Below are 20,434 nucleotides of genomic sequence, written 5' to 3' on the forward strand. Positions count from 1 at the left end.
GCGAAGGTCGCGAAAGGAACAGCCCCAAGAAGTTTTTCATTTCTTCTTTCGCGTTCTTCGCGGAACCTTCGCGTCCTCTGCGTCCGGCTGTTGGTGTTGTTTGCTGGTCGCCCATGGCACAACGCTTCTCAAGGCAGCCGATGGCGTGCTTCGTAGTAGGCGCGCCAGTGCTCGCCGCTGCGCTTGGCCGCCTTCTGCTCGAAGTAGCGGCGCAGCTTGGCGCGGTCGTCGGCGTTGTCCTTGACCACCGTGCCCGCGATGCAGTCGACCAGGTCGGCCGGCGAGCCCTCGCGCTGCTCGAGGAACCAGGCGCGCACGCCCACCGCGTGCGCCACGTTGACCGCCTCGGCGGTCGACATCACGGCCGTGAGCCGGTCCATCGCGGCATCGCTGCCGCCGCCGTTCTTCTCGGAGGAAGCGGGCGCGCCGCGCAGGTCGCGGAAGGTGGCCACCAACAGCTCGAGCACCGGCTGCGGCACGGTCTTCGGAATGCCGCTCTGCGCGAGCAGCCGCGCTGACGATTCGCGCACCAGCGCGAGCTCGCGCTCGAAGTCGAGGATCGGGAACACGGTCTCGAAGTCGAAGCGGCGCTTGAGCGCGGCGCTCATCTCGTTGACGCCGCGGTCGCGCGTGTTGGCGGTGGCGATGATGTTGAAGCCCTCGCGCGCATAGAGCATGCCGTGCTCGCCCGAGAGCTCGGGCACGGCCATCACGCGGTCGGACAGCATGCCCAGCAGGCAGTCCTGCACCTCGAGCGGCGCGCGCGTGATCTCCTCGAAGCGCACCACCTGGCCCTGCTGCATGCCGATGTACAGCGGCGCCGGCACCATCGCGCGCGGGCTCGGGCCCTCGTTGATCAGCAGCGCGTAGTTCCAGCCGTACTTGATCTGGTCCTCGGTGATCGAGGCGCCGCCCTGGATGGTCAGCGTGGACACGCCCGAGATCGCGGTCGCCAGCAGCTCCGAGAGCATCGACTTCGCGGTGCCCGGCTCGCCCACCAGCATCAGGCCGCGGCCCGTGGCAAGGGTGACCAGCATGCGCTCGATGCTCGCGACCGGCGCGACGATCTTCGGCGCGATGCCCAGCGGCGCATCGCCGAGGATGAAGGCGCGCGCGGCCTTCAGGCTCATGGCCCAGCCCGGCGGGCGCGGGTCCTTGTCCTGCGCCTGCAGCTGCGCGATCTGCGCGGCGTACTGGATCTCGGCGGGCGGGCGCTGCAGGGCGGGGGAACCGGTGGGTGGGGTGTCGGTCGGCTTGCGGGAGGTGGCCATGGTCGGGATCGGTGTCGGATCTGAAAAGGGCGCGGGATGGTGCCCGCGGAAACATAGCAGAGCGATGGCAGGACGGCGCAGCGCTCCTCAGCGCGCGCCCAGCGCGTCGATGTCGCGCACCGCCTCGCTGAAGACGATGGGATCGAGTTCGCAGAACGGGTGGCCGTGGTGCAGCACGTCGAGCGTCTGGTCCTCGCCGGCGCCCGCGTTGTCGAGGCCGGGCCCGAAGCGCAACGAGAGCGCGCGACCGCCGCCCAGCCCTTGCCAGGCATGGTCGTAGGCACCGCCGCCGCCGCGCCCGCGCAGCCAGCCGCGCGACTCCAGCGCCCACAGCGGCCCGGGCCGCGCGATGCGGCCCGACCAGCGTGTGAGCGCGGTCAGCGTGCGTTCGTCTTCGCGTGGTGCATGCACGGCGCGGTGCAACTGCTCGAAGGGCTGGATCAGCTCGTAGTCGGCGAACTGCTGCGCGAAGGCGGCGATCTGCGCGGCGCTCAGCTGCAGCGGATGGGCGACGACGATGCGCGCGGCGGCGCCATCGTCGAGTGTCTGTGGCACTTCATCGGCATCGACCCATTCGCCTTCGGCGCTCACGCGGAAGGCGGCGCGCAGCAGCGTCAAGCCGCGCGCATCGCGCCCGCCCTCGCTCACGCCCCACACCAGCCGCTCGGCCAGGTGGCGCATCAGCGGATGCCCGGCGATGAAGCGGCGGAAGTCCTCGACCGGCCAGCCGCGGCCCGTGCGCATCGCGCGTTCCAGCCGCAGCGGCTGCTGGGCCGCGACGGTGGCGGCATCCTGCTTGAGCGCCTTGAAGCGTTCCGCGGCCGTGGCCGCGCGTTCGGCATCGTCGCTCGCGCGCGGCCGCGGCGCCGAGGCCAGGCGCGCGCCGGGCCGGCCCTCGACCGATTCGCGCACGAAGGGCACCAGCGCCTCGTCGAAGCCGACGTGGAACTGGCGCGGCCCGAAGTCCAGCAGCAGGCCGCCGCGCTCGTCCAGGCCGAGGTCGGGCGCGATCCGGTCCTCGAGTTCGTCGGCGCTCAGGCCGCGTTCGGCCGCGGCCTGCGCCAGCTTCTCGGCGGCCGCATGGCGCACCGTGGCGATGCGGTTCTTGCGCGCGATCGCGTCGAGCTGCATCAGCGCGACGTCGCTGCCCAGCCGCGCCAGCGCCTCGAGCACCCAGCCGATGCGCGTGGCGGTGCCGCCGGCGCCGGGTGCGCTCCAGCGCCGCACGAGGGCGCCGAGCCGGCGCGCCGTGTCGTCGGTGCCGACGAGGCCGAGCGCGCGCAGTGCCCAGTTGCCCGGCGCGCCGGCGCCAGCGGCCTCCCACGATTCGCAGACGTCCCAGCCGAAGTCGGCCAGGCTCTGGGGCTCGCAGGCGGCGCGCACGGCGTCCAGGCCCGCATAGCCCTGCGGCAGATCGGCCGCGAAGCTCAGCATCAGGCCCAGCGGCTGCAGTGCCTCGTCGGGCAGCGCGAGGCCGTCGTCGCGCAGCCGCGGCTTGCGCCAGCCGGCCGGTTGCCAGAAGGTCGGAAGCTTGCTGCGTGCGTGGATGCGCGACGGGAAGTCGCGCAACGGGTCCTCGGCCAGCAGCGCATCGACGGCGGCTGCCACGGCCGGGTCGTCGTGGCGGCGCGCGGTGGCGCGCAGCGCCTCGGCCTGTCCCAGCGCGGCCATGGCGCGCAGCGCGGCGCGGGCCTGCTGGCGTGCCTCGCCCTCGGGGCCCAGCACGGCGGGCAGCAGGCCGGCCGCGCCATGCGGCGCGAAGCGCACCAGCCACTGCCGTGCTTGCGCGCGGCGCGTCGGTCGGCGTGCGAGCGCCTGCGCCATGAAGGGCGCGAGCTGCGTGGCCCCGATGAAGCGCGCGACGAAATACTCGTCGCCGTCGTTGGCCAGCGCCTGCAGCAGGCCCGGCAGCGCGGCGCTGCCGAAGCGTGCCACGAAGCCGCCGGCGCGCGGTGCTTCCTTGCCACTGCCCACGGCATTCCAGAACGCCAGCCCGGTGGCCGGCGGCAGGAACCAGGCGGCCTGCACCGCAATGAAGTTGCCGTACTGGCGGCGGTCGGGCGCGGCATCGTCGTGCACGCGTTGCCAGTCGGCGATGAAGCGCTCGAGCTCCCGCGGCGGCTGCGTGTGCAGCGCGGCGACGCGCTCCGGCGTCCATTCGCGCAGCCGCTCGCCGATGGCGCGCTCGGCCTCCATCGGCTGGCGGTAGACATAGGGCGTGTCGCGGTCGATCCAGTCCTGTCGGACCTCGTCGCCCCAGTCCTCCTCGGGCGGCACCTCTAGCACGGGCAGGCCGGCCAGCACCAGCGGCGGCGCCGCATCGGCCGCACGCCGCGCCCACGGCGGGTCGGCGAGCACCGCGGGCCAGCGCGCGCGCTCGGCGAAGGCTTCTGGTGCCGACCCGGACTGGTCGGCGACCGCGCCGAGCTGGCGCCGCACGGCCGCCGGCAGCGCCGGCAACAGCGCGGGCAAGCGCTCGCCGAGCGTGCCGGCCAGGGTCTTGAGCTGTGGCACGAGGCGCGCGGCGCCGGCTTTGGGCAGGCCGCCGTCCTCGAGCACCTGCGCGAGCGCGAGGAAGCAGCGCTCGGGCCGTTCGCCCGCGACCCAGCCCAGCGCCTTGGCACAGGCGGCGTCGGCGGCGGTCATGCGCGCCAGCGCCTCGGCGGCCTCGGGCGTGTCGAAGGCGGCCAGCGTCCAGGCCACGGCCACGCTGCGCTGGCGGGCGCCGAGGTCCAGCAGCAGCGGCAGCAGCGCCTCGCCGTGTTCGCGCAGCAGCAGCGCGAGCATCGACGGCTGGTCGAGCAGCCGCATGCCGTCGCCCGCCACCTCGGCCAGCGGCAGGCCGGCGGCCCAGCGCAGCCAGGGACCGCAGCGCTCGAGCTGCTCGGGCGTGGCCTGCTCGAACAGCTGCCGCGCGCGCGGGCGCCATTCGGGCAGCGCGATCGCGAAGCGGGCGCGCGCGGCCAGCGGCAGCTGCGGGTCGAGCGCGCGCAGCCGTTCGATGCAGGCGGCGCGCGTCGCGGCGTCGGCCGCCATCCAGTGGCCGCGGAACTGCCACAGCGAACTCGCGGGCTGGCCCCAGAAGGAATGGGCGCCATCGTCGGGTGGCGCATCCTGGCGCAGCGGCTTGTGGCCGATACGTTCGCGGCGCCAGCGCGCCGCATGCAGCAGCGCGTCGAAGGCCGTGTCGAGGCCGTGCTGCAGCACCAGCCAGTGCACCAGCGCCTCGGCCGGCTCGTCGCGGCCGGTGTAGGCCTGCTCGCGGAAGCGCGCGATCATCAGGCCCAGCAGCCGCGTGTCGGCCGCGTCCATCGCGGCCTCGAGCCAGCCGCGCGTGGCGGGCGAGCGCACTTCGAAGGGCTCGGGCAGCAGCGCGTCGACCGCGTACTCGTTGCACTTGTCGAGCACGCGCTTGCGCAGCGTGGGCAAGGTCGAGGCCTTGGGCGGCGGCTTCGCGCCGGGTTCGCCGGGCGGCAGCGCGTTCTGGAGTTCCGGTGGCAGCACGAGCGGCGCCGCGCTCATTCGAAGACCTTCGTGCTTCGCACTGCGGTGCGGGCTTGCTTGGGGCTACCCGGCGCCGCGCTCATGCCCTCAGTCCCTCCATGTCGCGGATCAGCTCGCTGGCCGAGATCGGATCGAGCTGGTCCAGCGTCTCGGCGTTCTGCATGTTGCCCCAGCCCGAGGGCTTGCCGACCTGCACCTCGCCGAGCTTCTGCTCGGGGTACTCGTCGACCATGCCGACGATGATGCCGGGGTCGAGGTAGAGCTCGATCACGCGGCTCGGGCCCAGCGGCTTGGTGAAGTACCAGATGCCGCCACCGTCCTGCGCCTCGCCGCGGCGCCAGCCCTTGTTGACCAGGCCCAGCACGCGGCCCGTGGGCACGGTGGCGTCCTTCCAGCGCTCGAGCTTCTGGCTCTTCTTCTCGTCCTCGGTCAGCACGTAGGTGTCGCGGCCGATCTGCGCGAAGGGCTGCAGCAGCTCGTAGTCGGCGAACACCTGGCCGAAGGCGCCCGCGTCGGCAGGCGAGATCTCGAGCGCATGCGGCACGCCGATGCGGATGTCCTCGCCCGCGGGCAGTTCGAAGGGATCGTCCTCGGCGGTGGTGAAGCTGCCGTCCTCGGCAACGCGGAAGCACGCCAGCAGCTCGCCGCCGTAGCTGGCTTCGCCCTGCACGCGGTAGGCGCCCCAGATCAGCCGCTGCACCAGGTGGCGCACCAGCGGATGCTCGACCAGGAAGGTGCGGAACACCTCGGGCGTCCAGCGCCGGCGCGCGCACATCGCGACCTCGAGCCGCAGCAGCTGCTGGCTCGCGATGGTGCGCACGTCCTTCTTGAGCAGCTTGAAGCGTTCGACCGCCTCCTTGCTCTTCTCGGCGTCGTCGGTCTTCTTGGGCTTGGGCAGGTCGGACAGGCGCGCGCCGTCGACGCCATCGGCGCGCTCGCGCACATAGGGCTTGAGCGCCTCGTCGAAGCCGACCTTGAAGCTGCGCGGCCCGAAGTCCAGCAGCAGGGTGCCCTGTTCGTCGAGGCCGAGGTCGGGCGCGAGCCGGTCCTCGAGCTCCTCGGTCGAGAGGCCGCGCGCCTCGGCGATCGTGTCGATCTTCTCGCGCGCGCGGTCCTGCAGGCCCTTGAACTTCACCTTCTGCGCGATGCCGTTGAGCAGCATCAGCGCCACGTCGGAACCGATGCCGGCCAGCACGTCGAGGCCGGTGACGGCGCGCGCATGCGCGGCCTCGCCAGGCCAGGCGCGGATGAAGGGCGTGAGCCGGCGCGCCGTGTCGTCGTTGCCGAGGAAACCGAGCACCGTGAGCGCCCAGCCTTCCTTGCTCGGGCCGCCGGCCTCGAGCCAGGCGCTGAACGCGTCCCAGGCGAAGTCGGCCAGCGACTCGGGTGCACAGGCCTCCTTGACCACCGCGATGCCGCCGTAGACCTCCTCGTTGGTCGGGAAGGTGAACATCTGGCCCAGGTGGTCGAGCGCCTCGTCGGGCAGCGCCTTGCCGTTGCGCAGCACCGGCCGGCGCCAGCCGCGCGGCTGCCAGAACTCGGGCAGCTTCGCGCGCTTGGTGGGGAAGCGGTCGAGCGGGCTTTCCTCGAGCACGGCGCGCAGCGCCTGCACCACCTCGTCCTTGCCGTAGCGGCCGGCGACCTCGAGCAGCAGCTCGGCATGGCCCTCGGCCTGCAGCAGGCGCAGCGCCGAGCCCGCCACGTCGCGCGCCTCGCCGGCCTTGCCGAGCGCGGTCGCGATCAGGCCGCAGGCCGCGTGCTCGGGATACCTGAGCAGCCAGTCGCGGCCGGCCTGGCGCGCGGTCTTGAGCTTGGCGAAGGCGCGCGCGGCCGGTGCCGCGAGTTCCACCGCGCCGTAGTTCAGCGCCAGCTGCAGGTTCTCGCCGGGCTTGGCGCGCACCACCGACAGCAGCCCCGGCAGCGCGGGCAGGCCGAAGTTCGCCATCACGAAATCGGCGCCCTGCGTCTCTGCCTGGCCGGCCACCGCGTTCCAGAACGGCACGCCGATCTCGGGCGGCAGCAGCGCCGCATAGCGCGCATCGAACCAGAAGAAGTAGTAGCGCTCCTGCTTGCGCGCGGCCAGCATGCCGCGCCAGGCGGCGATCAGCTTGCCCGCATCGCCGCCGCGGATGCCTTCGCGCGCGGTGTCGAGGATCGGGTCGCGCAGGCTCTCGAGCAGTTCCTTCTCGCGCGCCTCGCCGCGCTGGTGGATGTCCTGCAGCACGGCGGCGTCGGGCATGTCCTCGGCCTCGTAGGCGGCCTGCATCAGCTTCACCTGCTCCTCGTGCGCGAGCTTGCTGGCCTTGCTCTCGAAGCCCAGCTCCTTGAGCATCACCTGCACGTCGGTGCGCGCGGTCGCGAAGCGGTTGACCTGCCACGAGGTGCCGGGCCGCTGCGCTTCCTCGCGCGCGCCCGGCGCCCACTGCTCGACCGGCGCCAGCGCGAGCGGCTCGAGCGCGAGCACCGCGGCCGCCTTCTTCTGCACCTTGGCGAGCCAGGGCGGCGAGGCCAGCACGCCCGGCAGCTCGCTCGCCTCGGCGACCTCGCTCGGGCCCGACAGCAGCGCGAGCTGGCGGTCGATCGCGCCCTGCGCGCCGGCATCGAGCCAGGGCCGCAGGCCGTCGACCAGGCCGCCATGCGCGCGCAGCAGCCGCGTGAGGCTGGGCGTGAGCAGGCCCGCGTCCTTGCCGCCGGCCGCCACCAGCCGCGCCAGCGCGACGATGGCGGCCTGCGGCCAGCGGTCCACCGCGAGCGACAGCCGCGCCAGCGCCGCCTTCGAACCGCTCGCGACCTTGGCGAGCGCCGCCACCGCCTCGGGCGTGCCGATGGCCGCGAGCGTCTCGCCCGCGTGTTCCTCGGCCGCGCCGCGTTCGAGCAGCGCCACGGCCTCGGTGCCGCGCTCGAGCAGCGCGGTGGCCGTCATCTTGTAGTGGCCCCAGAAGCCGCTCGAATAGCTGAGCCGCACCTTCGCGGCCTGCGCGGCGGCGGCGGCATCGGTGATGGTCAGCAGCAGCCAGTGCAAGGTCTCGCCGCTGTCCTTCTCGCCGGCCAGGCGCAGCGCGAGCGCGTTCGAGAGTTCGGGCCGCTCGGGCAGCAGCAGCGCCGCCAGCGGCTGGCGGCTCGGATGCAGCGAGGGCAGCGCGGCCTCGATCAGGTCGGCGCACTGCTGCCACTCGGCCTCGGGCGCGGTCGAGAGCTGCTCGCGCAGCACTTCCTCGGCATCGCCCACGGCGCCGTACCAGCCGTGGTTGACCGCATGGCCGGGGTTGCTCGAGAAATGGCTGCGCCACTTCTTGGCCTGCTGGTCGTAGCTGCCCTCCACCTGCAGGCGCAGCGCCGACAGATAGACCTCGATCGCGCCGGCCAGTCCGTACTGCGCGACCAGGTACTGGATCAGGAACACAACAGAGCCGGCCTTGTCGCGGCGCGTGTTGTGGTCCATGAAGGCCAACAGCAATGCATCGGCTTCGGCATCGGGCGCGGGCGCGACGGGCTTGTCGCGCGCGAGCATGCGTTCGGCCGCGGGCCGCAGCGCGGCATCGGTCGCGGCCATGTCCAGCGGCAGCTCGAGGTCGTTGCAGGCCCGCTTCCAGGCCTGCGCGAGGTCGAGCACCGGACGGGTCGAGGGGAAGCGCCGCGAGGCATAGGCGAACTCGCGCGTCTGCGACGTGATGCGCAGCGGCGCGCCCTGCGCGAGCCAGGGCGGCGCGCCTTCGGCCACGGGCTGGGCCGGCACCTCGCTGCGCGCGGTGGCCGTGCGCTGCGCCAGTTCGCGTGCCGCATCCTTCGCCTTCTCGCGCACCTCGGCGGTGGTGCCCCAGCCCGACAGCAGGCCATGGGACTTGAGCTCCTCGAAGGCCATCGTGGCGCCTTGCTCGCTCACGCCGTACTGGCGCTTGAGCGCGGCGGCCGAGAACTTGTCGCCGCTCTTGACGCTGCCGTCCTCGATCGCGATGCGCACGGCCTCGACGACGCGCTCGCACTGGCTGTCGAGGCTTTCGCTCGCGACGGGCGGCGGTGCCGGCGTGGCGGGTGCGGTGGCGACTGGTGCCTGCACCGGTGCCTGGGCGGGTGCGGCGGCAGGCGCCGCGGCGGGTGCGGCAGCCGGCGCTTCCGCCTTCGGTTTGACCTCGGTCTTGCCGATGCTCGCATCGGCGCTCACGCCGACTTCCTTGTAGCCCTTGCCGGTCTTCTCGCTCACCAGCTTGGTCAGCGCGGTGGCGGTCTTCGCGGCATCGGCGAAGGACTTGGTCTGGCTCTGGCCCGCGGTGCCAATGCGGCCCCAGCGGATGTTGAGATCGTTCTCCGCCTGTTCCACTTCCCAGAACTTGCTGGCGGTTCCCTCGATCAGTTCAAAACGGCGCATGGAAAGAAAATCCTCCTGGGGTTCGTCGATGAGCGGGCATCAAGAAGCGTTGCCGTACGCAAGCCTGGGGGCAGGATAGGCGCGCCATGTGAACACCGCGTGCAAGCGGCGCAGCGAAGGGCGCGGGGGTTCAAGACGCAGGCGCCCGATGGGCGTCCGGCAGTCGCATGCTGCGCGCCGGAGCGATCGGGAAAGGACAACGCATGGGCGCGATCATGCCCGCGGTGCACGCGCGCGTGCACCTCCAAAAGTCGCAAGGCCGCGTAGGGCGTCGGGAATGTACGAAGAAGGTCTGCGGTTCGCGCGCGGACGCCTCGAAAAAGCTCAGGAAGGCGCGTGCGCGCTGCCCGGTTCCGCGATCCTGCGGTGCTGCTCGGCCAGCGCGGGCGAGGGCATCACGCGCGACAGCGCCACCTGCATCTTGTTGCGCCAGCCCGCGATCACGCCGCTCTCGCCCTTCATCAGCGCGTCGAAGCCCTCCTTCGCCACCTCGGCCGGATCGGCCTTGTCGGACTGCTGCCCCACGCGCGTGTCGAGCATGTCGGCGCGCGCGAAGAAGTGGGTGTCGGTCACGCCGGGCATCAGGCAGGTCACGGTCACGCCGGTGTCCTTGAGCTCGTTGCGCAGCGCCATCGCGAAGGAATCGATGAAGGCCTTGGTGCCGTTGTAGACCGCCTGGAAGGCGCCGGGCTGGAAGCCCGCGATCGAGCCCGTGATGAGGATGCGGCCCTGGCCGCGCTCGCGCATCGCGCGGCCCACGCGCTGCACCAGGTAGAGCGTGCCGGTCACGTTGGTGTTGATCACGTGCTGCACGTCGTGGAACTCCTGGTCGAGGAAGCCATGGCCCAGGCCGTGGCCCGCGTTGGCGAACAGCACGTCGATCGGCCGGTCCTCGCAGGCCGCGAGCAGCGCGTCGACGCCGTCGCGCGTGGCGAAGTCCTCGCGCACCGCGAACACGCGCGCGCCCATCGCGCGCAACTCGGCTTCGGCCTGGGCCAGCGACTCGTCGGCGCCGATCAGCAGGTCGTAGCCATGTTCGGCCGCGCGCCGCGCGAGCTGGTAGCCGATGCCCGAGGAGGCGCCGGTCACCAGCGCGAGCGGGCGGCGTTCGGCGCCGGGGAACACGTCGGGGGAGGGTGTCTGCATGCCGGTCTCCTGCGTTGCACCGCGTGGACGCTGCCGGAAATCGGCCGTGGCGCGCCGTGCATGGAGATCAGCGTAGAAGCCCCGCGCGCCTTCCATGTAGGAATGTGTACCGAGCGCGCGCCCGTCGAGGCGGGACGGCGCATGCAATTGCTTGCAGCGGAAACCCCGGCGTAACCTGTGGCCGAGGCTCGAGCGCTTCAGATTTCGGCGCCCTCGACCAGGAAGCGCACGCGCCGCACGCCCTGCCATTCGTCGGCGTCGAGCCGGAACGCCAGCTTCACGCGCGGCGGCAGCGGGTCGGTGTGGCCGAACCAGATGCCGTCGATGGGCTGGCCCTGGTGGCGCAGCTTGAGCGCGAGGTGCCGCTCGCCGACCAGCCGCTGCGACACCACCTCGACCTCCTCGCTGAAGGTGGGCGGCGCGAAGCCCTGGCCCCAGACCTCGCGGTGCAGGGTGTCGATCAGGTCCACGCGCAGGTACTCGCGCGAGATCGGGCCGTCGGTGTCGATACGGCGCGTGAGCGTGGCGGCATCGAGCCATTCGTCGGCCACCTGCGCGAGCGCGCGCTCGAAGGTCTGGAACTGCTCGCGCGCGACCGTGCAGCCGGCCGCCATCGCATGGCCGCCGAAGCGCAGCAGCACGCCCGGATGCCGCTTGGCGACGAGGTCCAGCGCATCGCGCAGGTGGAAGCCCGGAATCGAGCGGCCCGAGCCCTTGAGCTCGTGCTCCTTGCCGGGCGCGCCGCTGGCCGCGAACACGAAGGTGGGCCGGTGGAAGCGCTCCTTGATGCGCGAGGCCACGATGCCGACCACGCCCTCGTGGAAGTCGGCATCGAACACGCTGATGGCCGCGGGCACCGTCTCGATGCCTTCGCCGTCCACGGTGAACAGCGACTCGGCCAGGAGCAGCGCCTGGTCGCGCATGCCGCCCTCGATGTCGCGCCGCTCGCGGTTGATGCCGTCGAGCAGGCGCGCGAGCTCGTCGGCGCGGGCGGCATCCTCGGTCAGCAGGCATTCGATGCCCAGCGTCATGTCGGCCAGCCGGCCGGCTGCATTGATGCGCGGGCCGAGCGCGAAGCCGAAGTCGAAGGTGGTGGCCGCGGCGGCCACGCGGCCCGCGGCCTTGAACAGCGCCGACACGCCCGCGGGCATGGCGCCCGCGCGGATGCGGCGCAGGCCCTGCGCCACCAGCCGGCGGTTGTTGGCGTCGAGCTTCACCACGTCAGCCACGGTGCCCAGCGCCACCAGCGGCAGCAGCGCGTCGAGCTTGGGCTGCGTCGCCACGTCGAACACGCCGCGCCGGCGCAACTCGGAGCGCAGCGCGAGCAGCACGTAGAACATCACACCGACGCCGGCGATGCACTTGCTCTCGAAGCCGCAGTCGGGATGGTTGGGATTCACCAGCACGTCGGCGATCGGCAGCTCGGGGCCGGGCAGGTGGTGGTCGGTCACCAGCACCTGCAGGCCGCGCGCCTTGGCCGCGGCCACGCCGTCGACGCTGGCGATGCCGTTGTCGACGGTGATCAGCATGTCGGCGCCGCTCGCGGCCACGCGCTCGGCGATCGGCGGCGTGAGGCCGTAGCCGTCGACCACGCGGTCGGGCACGAGGTAGCTCACGTTCTTCGCGCCCAGCAGGCGCAGGCCGCGCACGCCGACCGCGCAGGCGGTGGCACCGTCGCAGTCGTAGTCGGCAACGATGCACAGGCGCTTGTCGGCGGCCATCGCGTCGGCCAGCAGCACCGCGGCCTCCTGCGTGCCGCGCAGGGTGTCGGGCGGCAGCAGGCGTGCCAGGCCGTCGTCGAGCTCGTCCTTGGCGCTGACGCCGCGCGCGGCGAACAGCCGGGCCAGCAGCGGATGCACGCCGGCCTGCTCGAGCGCCCAGGCGCTGCGCGGGGGAATGTCGCGGGGGTGGATCTTCATATCAGTTGTTCACGTTGCCGAGCGCCCCCGCGTCGCATGACACGGTGAATCCGAAGACGGGAGCGGGCTTCCGGACGCAGAGGACGCGAAGGTTGCGCGAAGGACGCAAAAGGAATGCAAGAAAAATTTTGAATTTCTCTTTCGCGCCCTTTGCGAAATCTTCGCGTCCTCTGCGTCCGGCTGTTGGCGTTTCATTTCAGAGCGCCTCCAGCACGGCGGCTGCGCGGGGCCGGTCGAACAGGCTGCGCGCCCAGCCCACGAAGCCGCGCGGCTGGATCTCGTGACGCTGCGCCGTGCGGTCGCCGCACAGCGTGATCGCGACCGGGGCGCCCGCGTTGTAGTGGTCGAGCAGCGCGGCGACGGGGCCCGCGTCGAGCGCCTGCCAGGCTTCGGCCCAGCCGATGCCGTCGTCGTGCAGCGCGGCGGTGCGCAGCGAATCGTCGACCTGCGGCGCCGGGCCTTCGGGGCTGACGGCACCCGCGGGGAGCACGCCGGTGCCGCTGAGCCAGAAGGAGTTGATCGGCGGCGCGCCGCGCGCGGCGCGGTCGTCGTTCACGCGCTGGGTGTAGAGCAGCATCTGCATCTCGTTCTGCAGCCGGCGCAGCGGCCGCGCGGCATCGGCCAGCGGCGACCACTGCGAGATCGGGTGGCCCACGGCGCGGTCGATGGCGGCGGTGGCGAGGTCCTGGAAGATCGGCGCGCGCGCGAGCCAGCGGCCGGGGCGCGCGGACGGATGCAGCGCGATGCCGTCCTCCTCGAAGAAGGGGCGCGCCGCGGCCAGCAGCGCGGCCGACTCCTCGGCGTCGATCTCGATCGCCGAGGGATCGCCGAGCACCACGTCGTCGATGCCGACCTGCCAGTGGCACAGCGTGACCAGGCCCCAGGCGCCGGTGTCGTCCGCTCCGGCGGCACCGTTGCGGCGTGCCTCGAGCGCGGCCCAGGGGATGCAGCCGTCGGCCGCGGCGATGCCGAGCGCGCGCGCCAGGGCGCGTTCGTGCGGCGGGGAGCGGGTGCTTTCGTCCTGCGTGTCGGTGGCCGTGACGGCGAGCCGGCCGAGCAGGGCTTCGAGCTTCGGCAACCTCAAGGTCGAGAGGGCTGCGCGGCAGGACGGGGAACCGCGGCCGGCAAAGGGAATCAGGAGATGACGGGCGGGAGCGGGTTCGGCCATGGGCCTATTGTCCGGGATGCCACAATTCCGCCCGCCTTCCTCTTCGTCTTCACCCTTTTTCCCATGAACCGACCCATGCCGTCGCCCCGAGCGCCGCAGGAGACCTGATGCGACTCCCCTACGAACTGCAGCTCGGCTGGCGCTACACGCGCGCGGGCCGCGCGACCCGGCGCAACGGCTTCATCTCGTTCATCTCCGGCGTGTCGATGCTCGGCATCGCGCTCGGCGTGGCCGCGCTGATCATCGTGCTGAGCGTGATGAACGGCTTCCAGAAGGAAGTGCGCGACCGCATGCTGGGCGTGGTCTCGCACATCGAGATCATCTCGCGCGACGGCCAGGCCCTGCCCGAGCTCGACACCATCATGGCGGCCGCGCGCAAGCATCCCGAGGTGGTCGGCGCGGCGCCCTTCATCGCGACCCAGGCGCTGATCGCGCGCGGCGAGGACATGAAGGGCACGCTGGTGCGCGGCATCGAGCCCAAGCTCGAGCCCGAGGTCACCGACATCGCGGCCGCCGCGCCCAAGGGCACGCTCGACAAGCTGGTGCCCGGCGAGTTCGGCATCGTGCTGGGCGGCGAGCTGGCGCGCTCGCTGTTCGTGCAGCCCGGCGACCAGGTCACGCTGGTGGCGCCGGGCGGCCAGGTCACGCCGGCCGGCGTGGTGCCGCGCCTCAAGCAGTTCACCGTGGTCGGCACCTTCGACTCGGGCCACTACGAATACGACTCGGCGCTGGCCCTGATCAACGAGCAGGACGCGGCGCGCGTGTTCCGGCTCGAGGGCCCGACCGGCATCCGCATCCGCCTGAAGGACCTCAACCAGGCGCGCGACGTGGCCGACGAGATGGCCGTGACCCTGCCGGGCCAGTTCCTGATCCGCGACTGGACGCGCCAGAACAAGACCTGGTTCGCGGCCGTGCAGGTCGAGAAACGCATGATGTTCATCATCCTCACGCTGATCGTGGCGGTGGCCGCGTTCAACCTGGTGTCGACGCTGGTGATGACGGTGACCGACAAGCGCGCCGACATCGCGATCCTGCGCACCCTGGGCAGCTCGCCGCGCAGCATCATGGGCATCTTCGTGGTGCAGGGCGCGATGGTGGGCGTGATCGGCACCGTGGCCGGCCTGCTGCTGGGCCTGGGCATCGCCTACAACATCGACGTGATCGTGCCCTTCCTCGAGCAGCTGTTCCACGCGAGCTTCCTGCCCAAGGACATCTACCTGATCAGCAAGATGCCCAGCGATCCGCAGCGCAGCGACATCATGCCGATCGCGATCATCTCCCTGGTGCTGGCCTTCCTGGCCACGCTGTATCCGAGCTGGCGCGCCAGCCGCGTGAATCCCGCCGAGGCGCTGCGCTATGAGTGAAGTCGTATTGAAGGCGCGCGGTCTGACCAAGCGCTTCCACGAAGGGCGCCTCGACCTGACCGTGCTGCACGGCATCGACCTCGACGTGCATGCCGGCGAGACGCTGGCCATCGTCGGCGCCTCGGGTTCGGGCAAGAGCACGCTGCTGCACCTGATGGGCGGGCTCGATTCGCCGACCTCGGGCAATGTCGAGCTGCTCGGCAAGGACATCGCGCATGCCGACCCCGCCGAGCAGGGCCGGCTGCGCAACCTGCACCTGGGCTTCGTCTACCAGTTCCATCACCTGCTGCCCGAGTTCAGCGCGCTCGACAACGTGGCGATGCCGCTGAAGATCCGCCGCGTCGACCCGGCCACGGCCGCGCAGTCGGCGACGAAGATCCTCGAGAGCGTGGGCCTGGGCGAACGGCTGCACCACCGGCCGGCCGAGCTGTCGGGCGGCGAGCGCCAGCGCGTGGCGATCGCGCGCGCGCTGGTCACGCAACCGGCCTGCGTGCTGGCCGACGAGCCCACCGGCAACCTCGACCGCAGCACCGCCGACACCGTATTCGCGCTGATGCTCGACCTCGCGCGCCGCCATGGCACGGCCTTCGTGATGGTCACGCACGACCAGGACCTGGCGCGGCGCTGCGACCGGGTGCTGCAGCTGGTGGCGGGGCGGCTGGCCTAGTTGTCTTTTCTCCCTCCCCCGCTGGGGGAGGGTAGGGGTGGGGGCACCGGGCGGTCGATAAGCCTTGGCCTTCCCACCGCCGCGTGCCCCCATCCCGGCCTTCCCCCAGAGGGGGAAGGAGCAAATGCGGATTCAGAACGAGAGCGCTTCCTTTTCTTCCTGCCGCGCCTCCAGCGGCAGCACGCACAACAGCTTCCCGCCCAGCGTCAGCACCAGCCCGAGCCGGCCGCCGATCTGCACCACCTGGCAGGCCGCGCGCGGCGAGCCCGAGGCCCGTGGCGGAGGTGCTGCATCGGCCGACAACCCGATCGCCCGTGCCGGCGGCTGGCGCAGCATCGCGAACAGCAGCCGCGCATCGGCATCGCGCAGCGCCTGCTGGTAGAGAGGAAAGGCGGCATCGCGCCCGGCCGCGTCGGACGCCTTCTCGCGCGGCTCGCGCAGCCGCAGCAGCGCGCGGTGCATCTGTTGGCGCCAGGCGGCCTCGGTCCGGCCCGTGACCTCGGCCAGCTCCTTGAAGCTGACTTCGAACACCTCTCGCAGCAGCACCGCGGCGCCATCGGCGGGGCTCAGCCGCTCGGCCAGGAGGCGCAGCGCCTGCCCGGTCTCTTCGGCGCGCGCGGCCTCGGTTTCGGCCGATTCCGCCGTCTCCGGCATGGCGCCGGCCTCGTCGAGCCAGCGCCGCATCCAGCCTTCGCGCCGCAACCGGTCGATCGCGAGGTGCTGCATCACCGTCGTGAGCCAGGCCTGCGTGCTGTCGATGCCGGCGTGTTCGCCGGCCTCGAGCGCGCGCAGGTAGCTGTCCTGCACCAGGTCCTCGGCCTGCGCCGTGCCGCCGACCAGCCGCGCCGCCGCGCGCACCAGCCGGCCGCGCAGGAGGGGGAATTGCGAGAGATAGCGTTCGTCTAGCATCGGCGCAGCTTGCCACGGCCGGCGATGTCACGAAAGCGTGGGCTTGTTCGTCAAGACAGCTCCAACCCCCTGGAGCTTTTTTCATGACCGCCATGTTCACGCTGGAATCCGAAGACGACACCCGCCCGGCCGCCACCGCCGAGCCGCGCAATTCCTACCTTGAGGAGAAGGCCTTCCGTTCGCGCACCTTGCTGATCTTCGGCAGCATCACCGACGCCGTGGCCGCCGACGTCACGCGCCGGCTGATCGCGCTCGACGCCGACAGCGCCGACAAGCCCATCGACATCCTCGTGAGCTCGCCCGGCGGGCATCTCGAATCGGGCGATGCGATCCACGACGTGGTGCGCTTCATCGCCGCGCCGGTGCACATGATCGGCACCGGTTGGGTCGGCAGCGCCGCCACCCATCTGTTCCTGGCCGCGCCGCGCGAGCGCCGCGTGTGCCTGCCCAACACCCGCTTCCTGATCCACCAGCCCTCGGGCGGGGCCGGCGGCCAGGCCACCGACATCGCGATCCAGGCCCAGGAGATCGTCAAGGCCCGCCAGCGCATCGCGCACGAGATCGCGCGCGAGACCGGCAAGCCCCTCGAGGTGGTGCTGGCCGACATCGAGCGCGACCGCTGGCTGTCGGCGGAGGAGGCGGTCGAGTACGGGCTGGTCTCGCGCATCGTGCAGCGCAAGAGCGAGCTGCGGGGCTGACGCGGGACGGAAATCCGAACAGCCGAACGCAGAAGAAAGCCCAAAGCTGCGCAGAAGTCGCAGAAAAGACCGAAGGCATCTTTCGGTTTTCTTCTGCGACCTTCGCGCAACCTTCGCGACCTCTGCGTTCGGCTGTCCGGTCCCCGTGTCTCAAGCCTTCGGCTTGTACGCCACCACGTCGATCTCCACCTTCGCATCGACCATCAGCCGCGCCTCGGTGGTCGAGCGCGCGGGCTTGTTCTCGCCGAAGTAGCTCATGTAGATGCGGTTGAAGGCGCCGAAGTCGCGCGCGTCGTCGAGCCAGCAGGTGGTCTTGCAGACGTCGTCGAGCGTGGCGCCGGCCAGCGCGAGCACGGTCTTCAGGTTCTCCATCACCTGGCGCGTCTGCGCCTCGATGCCGCCGGCCACGATCTCGCCCTGCGCATTGGCCGGCACCTGGCCCGACACGTAGATGAAGTCGCCCGCGCGCACGGCCGGCGAGAAGGGACGCACCTGGCGGTCGGAAGCGGTGGGCGGGGCGCCGAGGTATTCGAGAGGCATGGACGAACTCCTGTCTAAGAAGGAAAGGGAAGGGGTTGAAAACGGCCGCCAGTATCGGCCGAAACTGAAAATCTATTTCAGTGATAACGCTGAATCAAGGGTTTTCACGGATGATTTGGCATGGATACTGCTTCAAAGTGCGGCCCGCAACGAAAGTTTTTTTCACAAACGCGTCTCGCCCCATGAAGGAGAACTCCATGCCCCACGCCGGCTCTTTCCCGCGCCTGCCCATGCTGTCGAAGCGCACCCTTCTGGGTGCCACCCTGCTCGCGGCGCTGTACGCCGTGGCGCCGCTGAACGCCCAGGCGCAGGGTCCGCGCAACTTCGCCACGCTGGCGATGGTGGCCGAGCCGCAGACGCTCGATCCGATGGCTTCGACCGCCGACCTGGTCGGAACCATCATGCAGCACGTCTACGAGACGCTCTACACCTTCGACGCCAAGTGGAACGTGGTGCCGATGCTGGCCGAGGGCATGCCGAAGATCTCGGCCGACGGCAAGACCTACGCGATCGCGCTGCGCAAGGGCGTGATGCTGCACAGCGGCCGCGAGCTCACGGCCGACGACGTGGTCGCGAGCCTGCAGCGCTGGATGGACCAGTCGCCGCGCGGCAAGGCCGTGGGCAAGGAGATCGACAGCCTCAAGGCCAAGGGCCCGCTGGCGGTCGAGATCGTGCTCAAGGAACCCTATGCGCCGCTGCTGTCGCAGCTCGCGCTGCCCAGCGGCATGGCCGCGATCATGGCCAAGGAATCGATCGCCTCGCCGCTCAAGGACTTCGTCGGCACCGGCCCCTACAAGTTCAAGGAGCGCCGGCCCGACCAGTTCGTGCTGCTCACGCGCTTCGACAAGTACGCGGCGCGCAAGGAGCCCGCGAGCGGCTACGGCGGCAAGCGCGAGGCGGCGATCGAGGAACTGCGCTTCGTGCCGGTGCCCAACGCCAGCACGCGCGTCGAGGGCGCGCTGGCCGGCCAGTACGACTTCGCCGACCTGCTGCCGGTGGAGGCACTGCCGCGCCTCGAGAAGTCGGGCGGCAAGACGGTGCCGATCATGACGCCCTCGTTCGGCTTCCCCTACCTGGTGCTCAACACCAAGGAAGGCGTGGCCGCGAGCCAGCCGGTGCGCCAGGCGATCCAGACCGCGCTCGGCGAGGGCGAGATGCTCGCGGCCGGCTTCGGCGACACGCGCTTCTTCGTGGCCGAGGCCAACCACTTCCCGAAGGGCTCGCCGTTCTATTCGACGGCCGGCGCCGACCAGTACAACCAGCGCAACGCCGCCAAGGCCAAGGAGGCCGCGGCCAAGGCCGGCTACAAGGGCGAGCCGATCCGCGTGCTCACGAGCCGCCAGTACGACTTCCACTACAACATGTCGCTGCTGATGGCCGAGCAGCTCAAGCGCGCCGGCTTCAAGGTCGACCTCAACGTGGTCGACTGGGCCACGCTGGTGCAGCGCCGCAACGACGCCAAGCTGTGGGACATCTACGTCACCCACTCGGGCCAGTTCCCCGAGCCCATGCTCTCGCCGCCGCAGCTCGGCGACGGTGCGCCCGGCTGGTGGGACACGCCCGCCAAGAAGGCGGCGCTGCAGGCCTTCAACGTCGAGAGCGATCCGGCCAGGCGCGGCGCGCTGTGGGGCAAGGTGCAGCAGGTGGTCTACGAGGAGGTGCCGTACATCAACGTCGGCAAGTTCAACGGGCTGTCGGCCAGGAGCCCGGCGCTCGACAACTACCAGCCGGCGACCTGGCCCTTCTTCTGGAACGCTCGCATCAAGTAACGCGGCCGTCGAACACGGGCAGCCGAACGCAGAAGGAAGACCAAAGTAGCGCAGAAGTCGCAGCAAAAGACAGAAGACTTTTTTTTGGTTTTTCTTCCGCGACCTCTGCGAAACCTTCGCGACTTCTGCGTTCGGCTGTCCGCTCCCGCATCCCATAACGACTACCCCATGATCCGCTACATCGCATCCCGCGCCACCGGCATGCTCATCGTGCTCGCCCTCGTGGCGGTGCTGGTGTTCGTGCTCACGCGCGCCGCCTCGGGCGACCCGGTCTCGGTGCTGCTGGGCGACCAGGCCACCGCGGCCGACATCGCGCGCGTGCAGAAGGAATACGGCCTCGACAAGCCGCTGCCCGTGCAGTTCGGCTACTGGCTGCGCGAGGTGCTGCAGGGCAACCTCGGCACCTCGATCTTCCTGCAGCGGCCGGTCACGCAGGCGCTGTGGGAGCGCGCCGAGCCCACCGCGCTGCTCGCGCTGATGGCGGTGGCCATCGCCGCGCTGATCGGCGTGCCCTGCGGCATCGTCTCGGCCGTGTTCCGCGGCCGCGCGGTCGACCAGCTGTTCACCGGCATCGCGATGCTGGGCGCGAGCATCCCGAGCTTCTGGCTCGGCATCGTGCTGATCCAGATCTTCGCGGTCTCCTTCGGCTGGTTCCCGGTCTCGGGCTACGGCGCGCCCGACGCGGCGCTGGCCGAGCGGCTGCATTCGCTGGTGCTGCCGGCCGCGGTGCTGGGCCTCCTGAACTCCGCGCTCATCATCCGCTTCACGCGCGCCTCGATGCTCGACGTGCTCGGCGAGGACTACGTGCGCACCGCGCGCTCCAAGGGCCTGAGCGAGACGGTGGTGGTGCTCAAGCATGCGCTGCGCAACGCGCTGGTGCCGATCGTCACGGTGATCGGCCTGACGGTGGCGCTGATGATCGGCGGCGCCGTCATCACCGAGACCGTGTTCGGCCTGCCGGGCGTGGGCAACCTCGTGGTGAGCGCGGTGCTGCGGCGCGACTACCCGGTGATCCAGGGCGCGCTGCTGGTGATCGCCGCGATCTACGTGCTCATCAATTTCTCGATCGACCTGCTGTATGCGGTGGTCGATCCGCGCGTGAAGGTCTGAGCC

The 20,434-nt window shown here is 71.2% G+C and carries 13 protein-coding genes; 5 read left to right on the forward strand and 8 right to left on the reverse strand.

The window, feature by feature from the left end:
• Positions 1-128 precede the first annotated feature (128 nt).
• From INQ48_07310 to INQ48_07335, 6 genes are all read right to left on the reverse strand, one after another.
• Positions 129-1,271 (reverse strand): AAA family ATPase, encoded by a 1,143-nt coding sequence (locus INQ48_07310; protein QRF59031.1) that lies wholly within the window; start codon positions 1,269-1,271, stop codon positions 129-131.
• A gap of 87 nt (positions 1,272-1,358) precedes the next feature.
• Positions 1,359-4,793: a DUF4132 domain-containing protein gene (locus INQ48_07315; protein ID QRF59032.1), complete on the reverse strand. Its 3,435-nt coding sequence runs from the start codon at positions 4,791-4,793 to the stop codon at positions 1,359-1,361.
• A 61-nt stretch (positions 4,794-4,854) separates the two neighbouring features.
• Positions 4,855-9,141: a DUF4132 domain-containing protein gene (locus INQ48_07320; protein QRF59033.1), complete on the reverse strand. Its 4,287-nt coding sequence runs from the start codon at positions 9,139-9,141 to the stop codon at positions 4,855-4,857.
• Positions 9,142-9,465: 324 nt separating this feature from the next.
• On the reverse strand, positions 9,466-10,287 hold the full coding sequence (locus tag INQ48_07325; GenBank protein QRF59034.1) for an SDR family NAD(P)-dependent oxidoreductase: 822 nt from the start codon (positions 10,285-10,287) through the stop codon (positions 9,466-9,468).
• Between the two features lie 197 nt (positions 10,288-10,484).
• The gene (gene recJ, locus INQ48_07330) at positions 10,485-12,206 is read right to left on the reverse strand and encodes a single-stranded-DNA-specific exonuclease RecJ (GenBank protein QRF59035.1); all 1,722 of its coding nucleotides are present in this window, start codon (positions 12,204-12,206) and stop codon (positions 10,485-10,487) included.
• Positions 12,207-12,402: 196 nt separating this feature from the next.
• Complete coding sequence (locus INQ48_07335) at positions 12,403-13,374, reverse strand: hypothetical protein (protein ID QRF59036.1); 972 nt, start codon at positions 13,372-13,374, stop codon at positions 12,403-12,405.
• A gap of 107 nt (positions 13,375-13,481) precedes the next feature.
• Between INQ48_07335 and INQ48_07340 the strand changes: the two genes are divergently transcribed.
• Together INQ48_07340 and lolD are read left to right on the forward strand one after the other, a co-directional pair.
• Positions 13,482-14,738 carry a lipoprotein-releasing ABC transporter permease subunit gene (locus INQ48_07340; GenBank protein ID QRF59037.1) on the forward strand — a complete coding sequence of 419 codons (1,257 nt, stop codon included), beginning with the start codon at positions 13,482-13,484 and terminating at the stop codon, positions 14,736-14,738.
• A complete protein-coding gene (gene lolD / locus INQ48_07345; protein QRF59038.1) occupies positions 14,731-15,405 on the forward strand; it encodes a lipoprotein-releasing ABC transporter ATP-binding protein LolD in 675 nt (224 codons plus the stop codon). Before INQ48_07340 ends, lolD begins: the two co-directional genes overlap by 8 nt.
• Positions 15,406-15,537: 132 nt before the next feature.
• Here the strand turns inward: lolD and INQ48_07350 are convergent, their stop codons facing one another.
• Positions 15,538-16,314, reverse strand: coding sequence for a sigma-70 family RNA polymerase sigma factor (locus INQ48_07350; GenBank protein QRF59039.1), 777 nt, complete (start codon positions 16,312-16,314; stop codon positions 15,538-15,540).
• A gap of 83 nt (positions 16,315-16,397) precedes the next feature.
• Between INQ48_07350 and INQ48_07355 the strand changes: the two genes are divergently transcribed.
• Positions 16,398-17,012 (forward strand): ATP-dependent Clp protease proteolytic subunit, encoded by a 615-nt coding sequence (locus INQ48_07355; GenBank protein ID QRF59040.1) that lies wholly within the window; start codon positions 16,398-16,400, stop codon positions 17,010-17,012.
• A gap of 150 nt (positions 17,013-17,162) precedes the next feature.
• Here INQ48_07355 and INQ48_07360 read toward each other — a convergent pair whose 3' ends face one another.
• Positions 17,163-17,552 carry a RidA family protein gene (locus tag INQ48_07360; GenBank protein ID QRF59041.1) on the reverse strand — a complete coding sequence of 130 codons (390 nt, stop codon included), beginning with the start codon at positions 17,550-17,552 and terminating at the stop codon, positions 17,163-17,165.
• A gap of 197 nt (positions 17,553-17,749) precedes the next feature.
• On the opposite strand from INQ48_07360, the gene INQ48_07365 reads away from it, so the two are divergent.
• Both INQ48_07365 and INQ48_07370 read left to right on the forward strand, forming a co-directional pair.
• Positions 17,750-19,321 carry an ABC transporter substrate-binding protein gene (locus INQ48_07365; GenBank protein QRF59042.1) on the forward strand — a complete coding sequence of 524 codons (1,572 nt, stop codon included), beginning with the start codon at positions 17,750-17,752 and terminating at the stop codon, positions 19,319-19,321.
• A gap of 168 nt (positions 19,322-19,489) precedes the next feature.
• A complete protein-coding gene (locus INQ48_07370) occupies positions 19,490-20,431 on the forward strand; it encodes an ABC transporter permease (protein ID QRF59043.1) in 942 nt (313 codons plus the stop codon).
• Positions 20,432-20,434 lie beyond the last annotated feature (3 nt).

Origin of the sequence: Variovorax paradoxus (assembly GCA_016806145.1) — a bacterium.
Taxonomy (GTDB): domain Bacteria; phylum Pseudomonadota; class Gammaproteobacteria; order Burkholderiales; family Burkholderiaceae_C; genus Variovorax.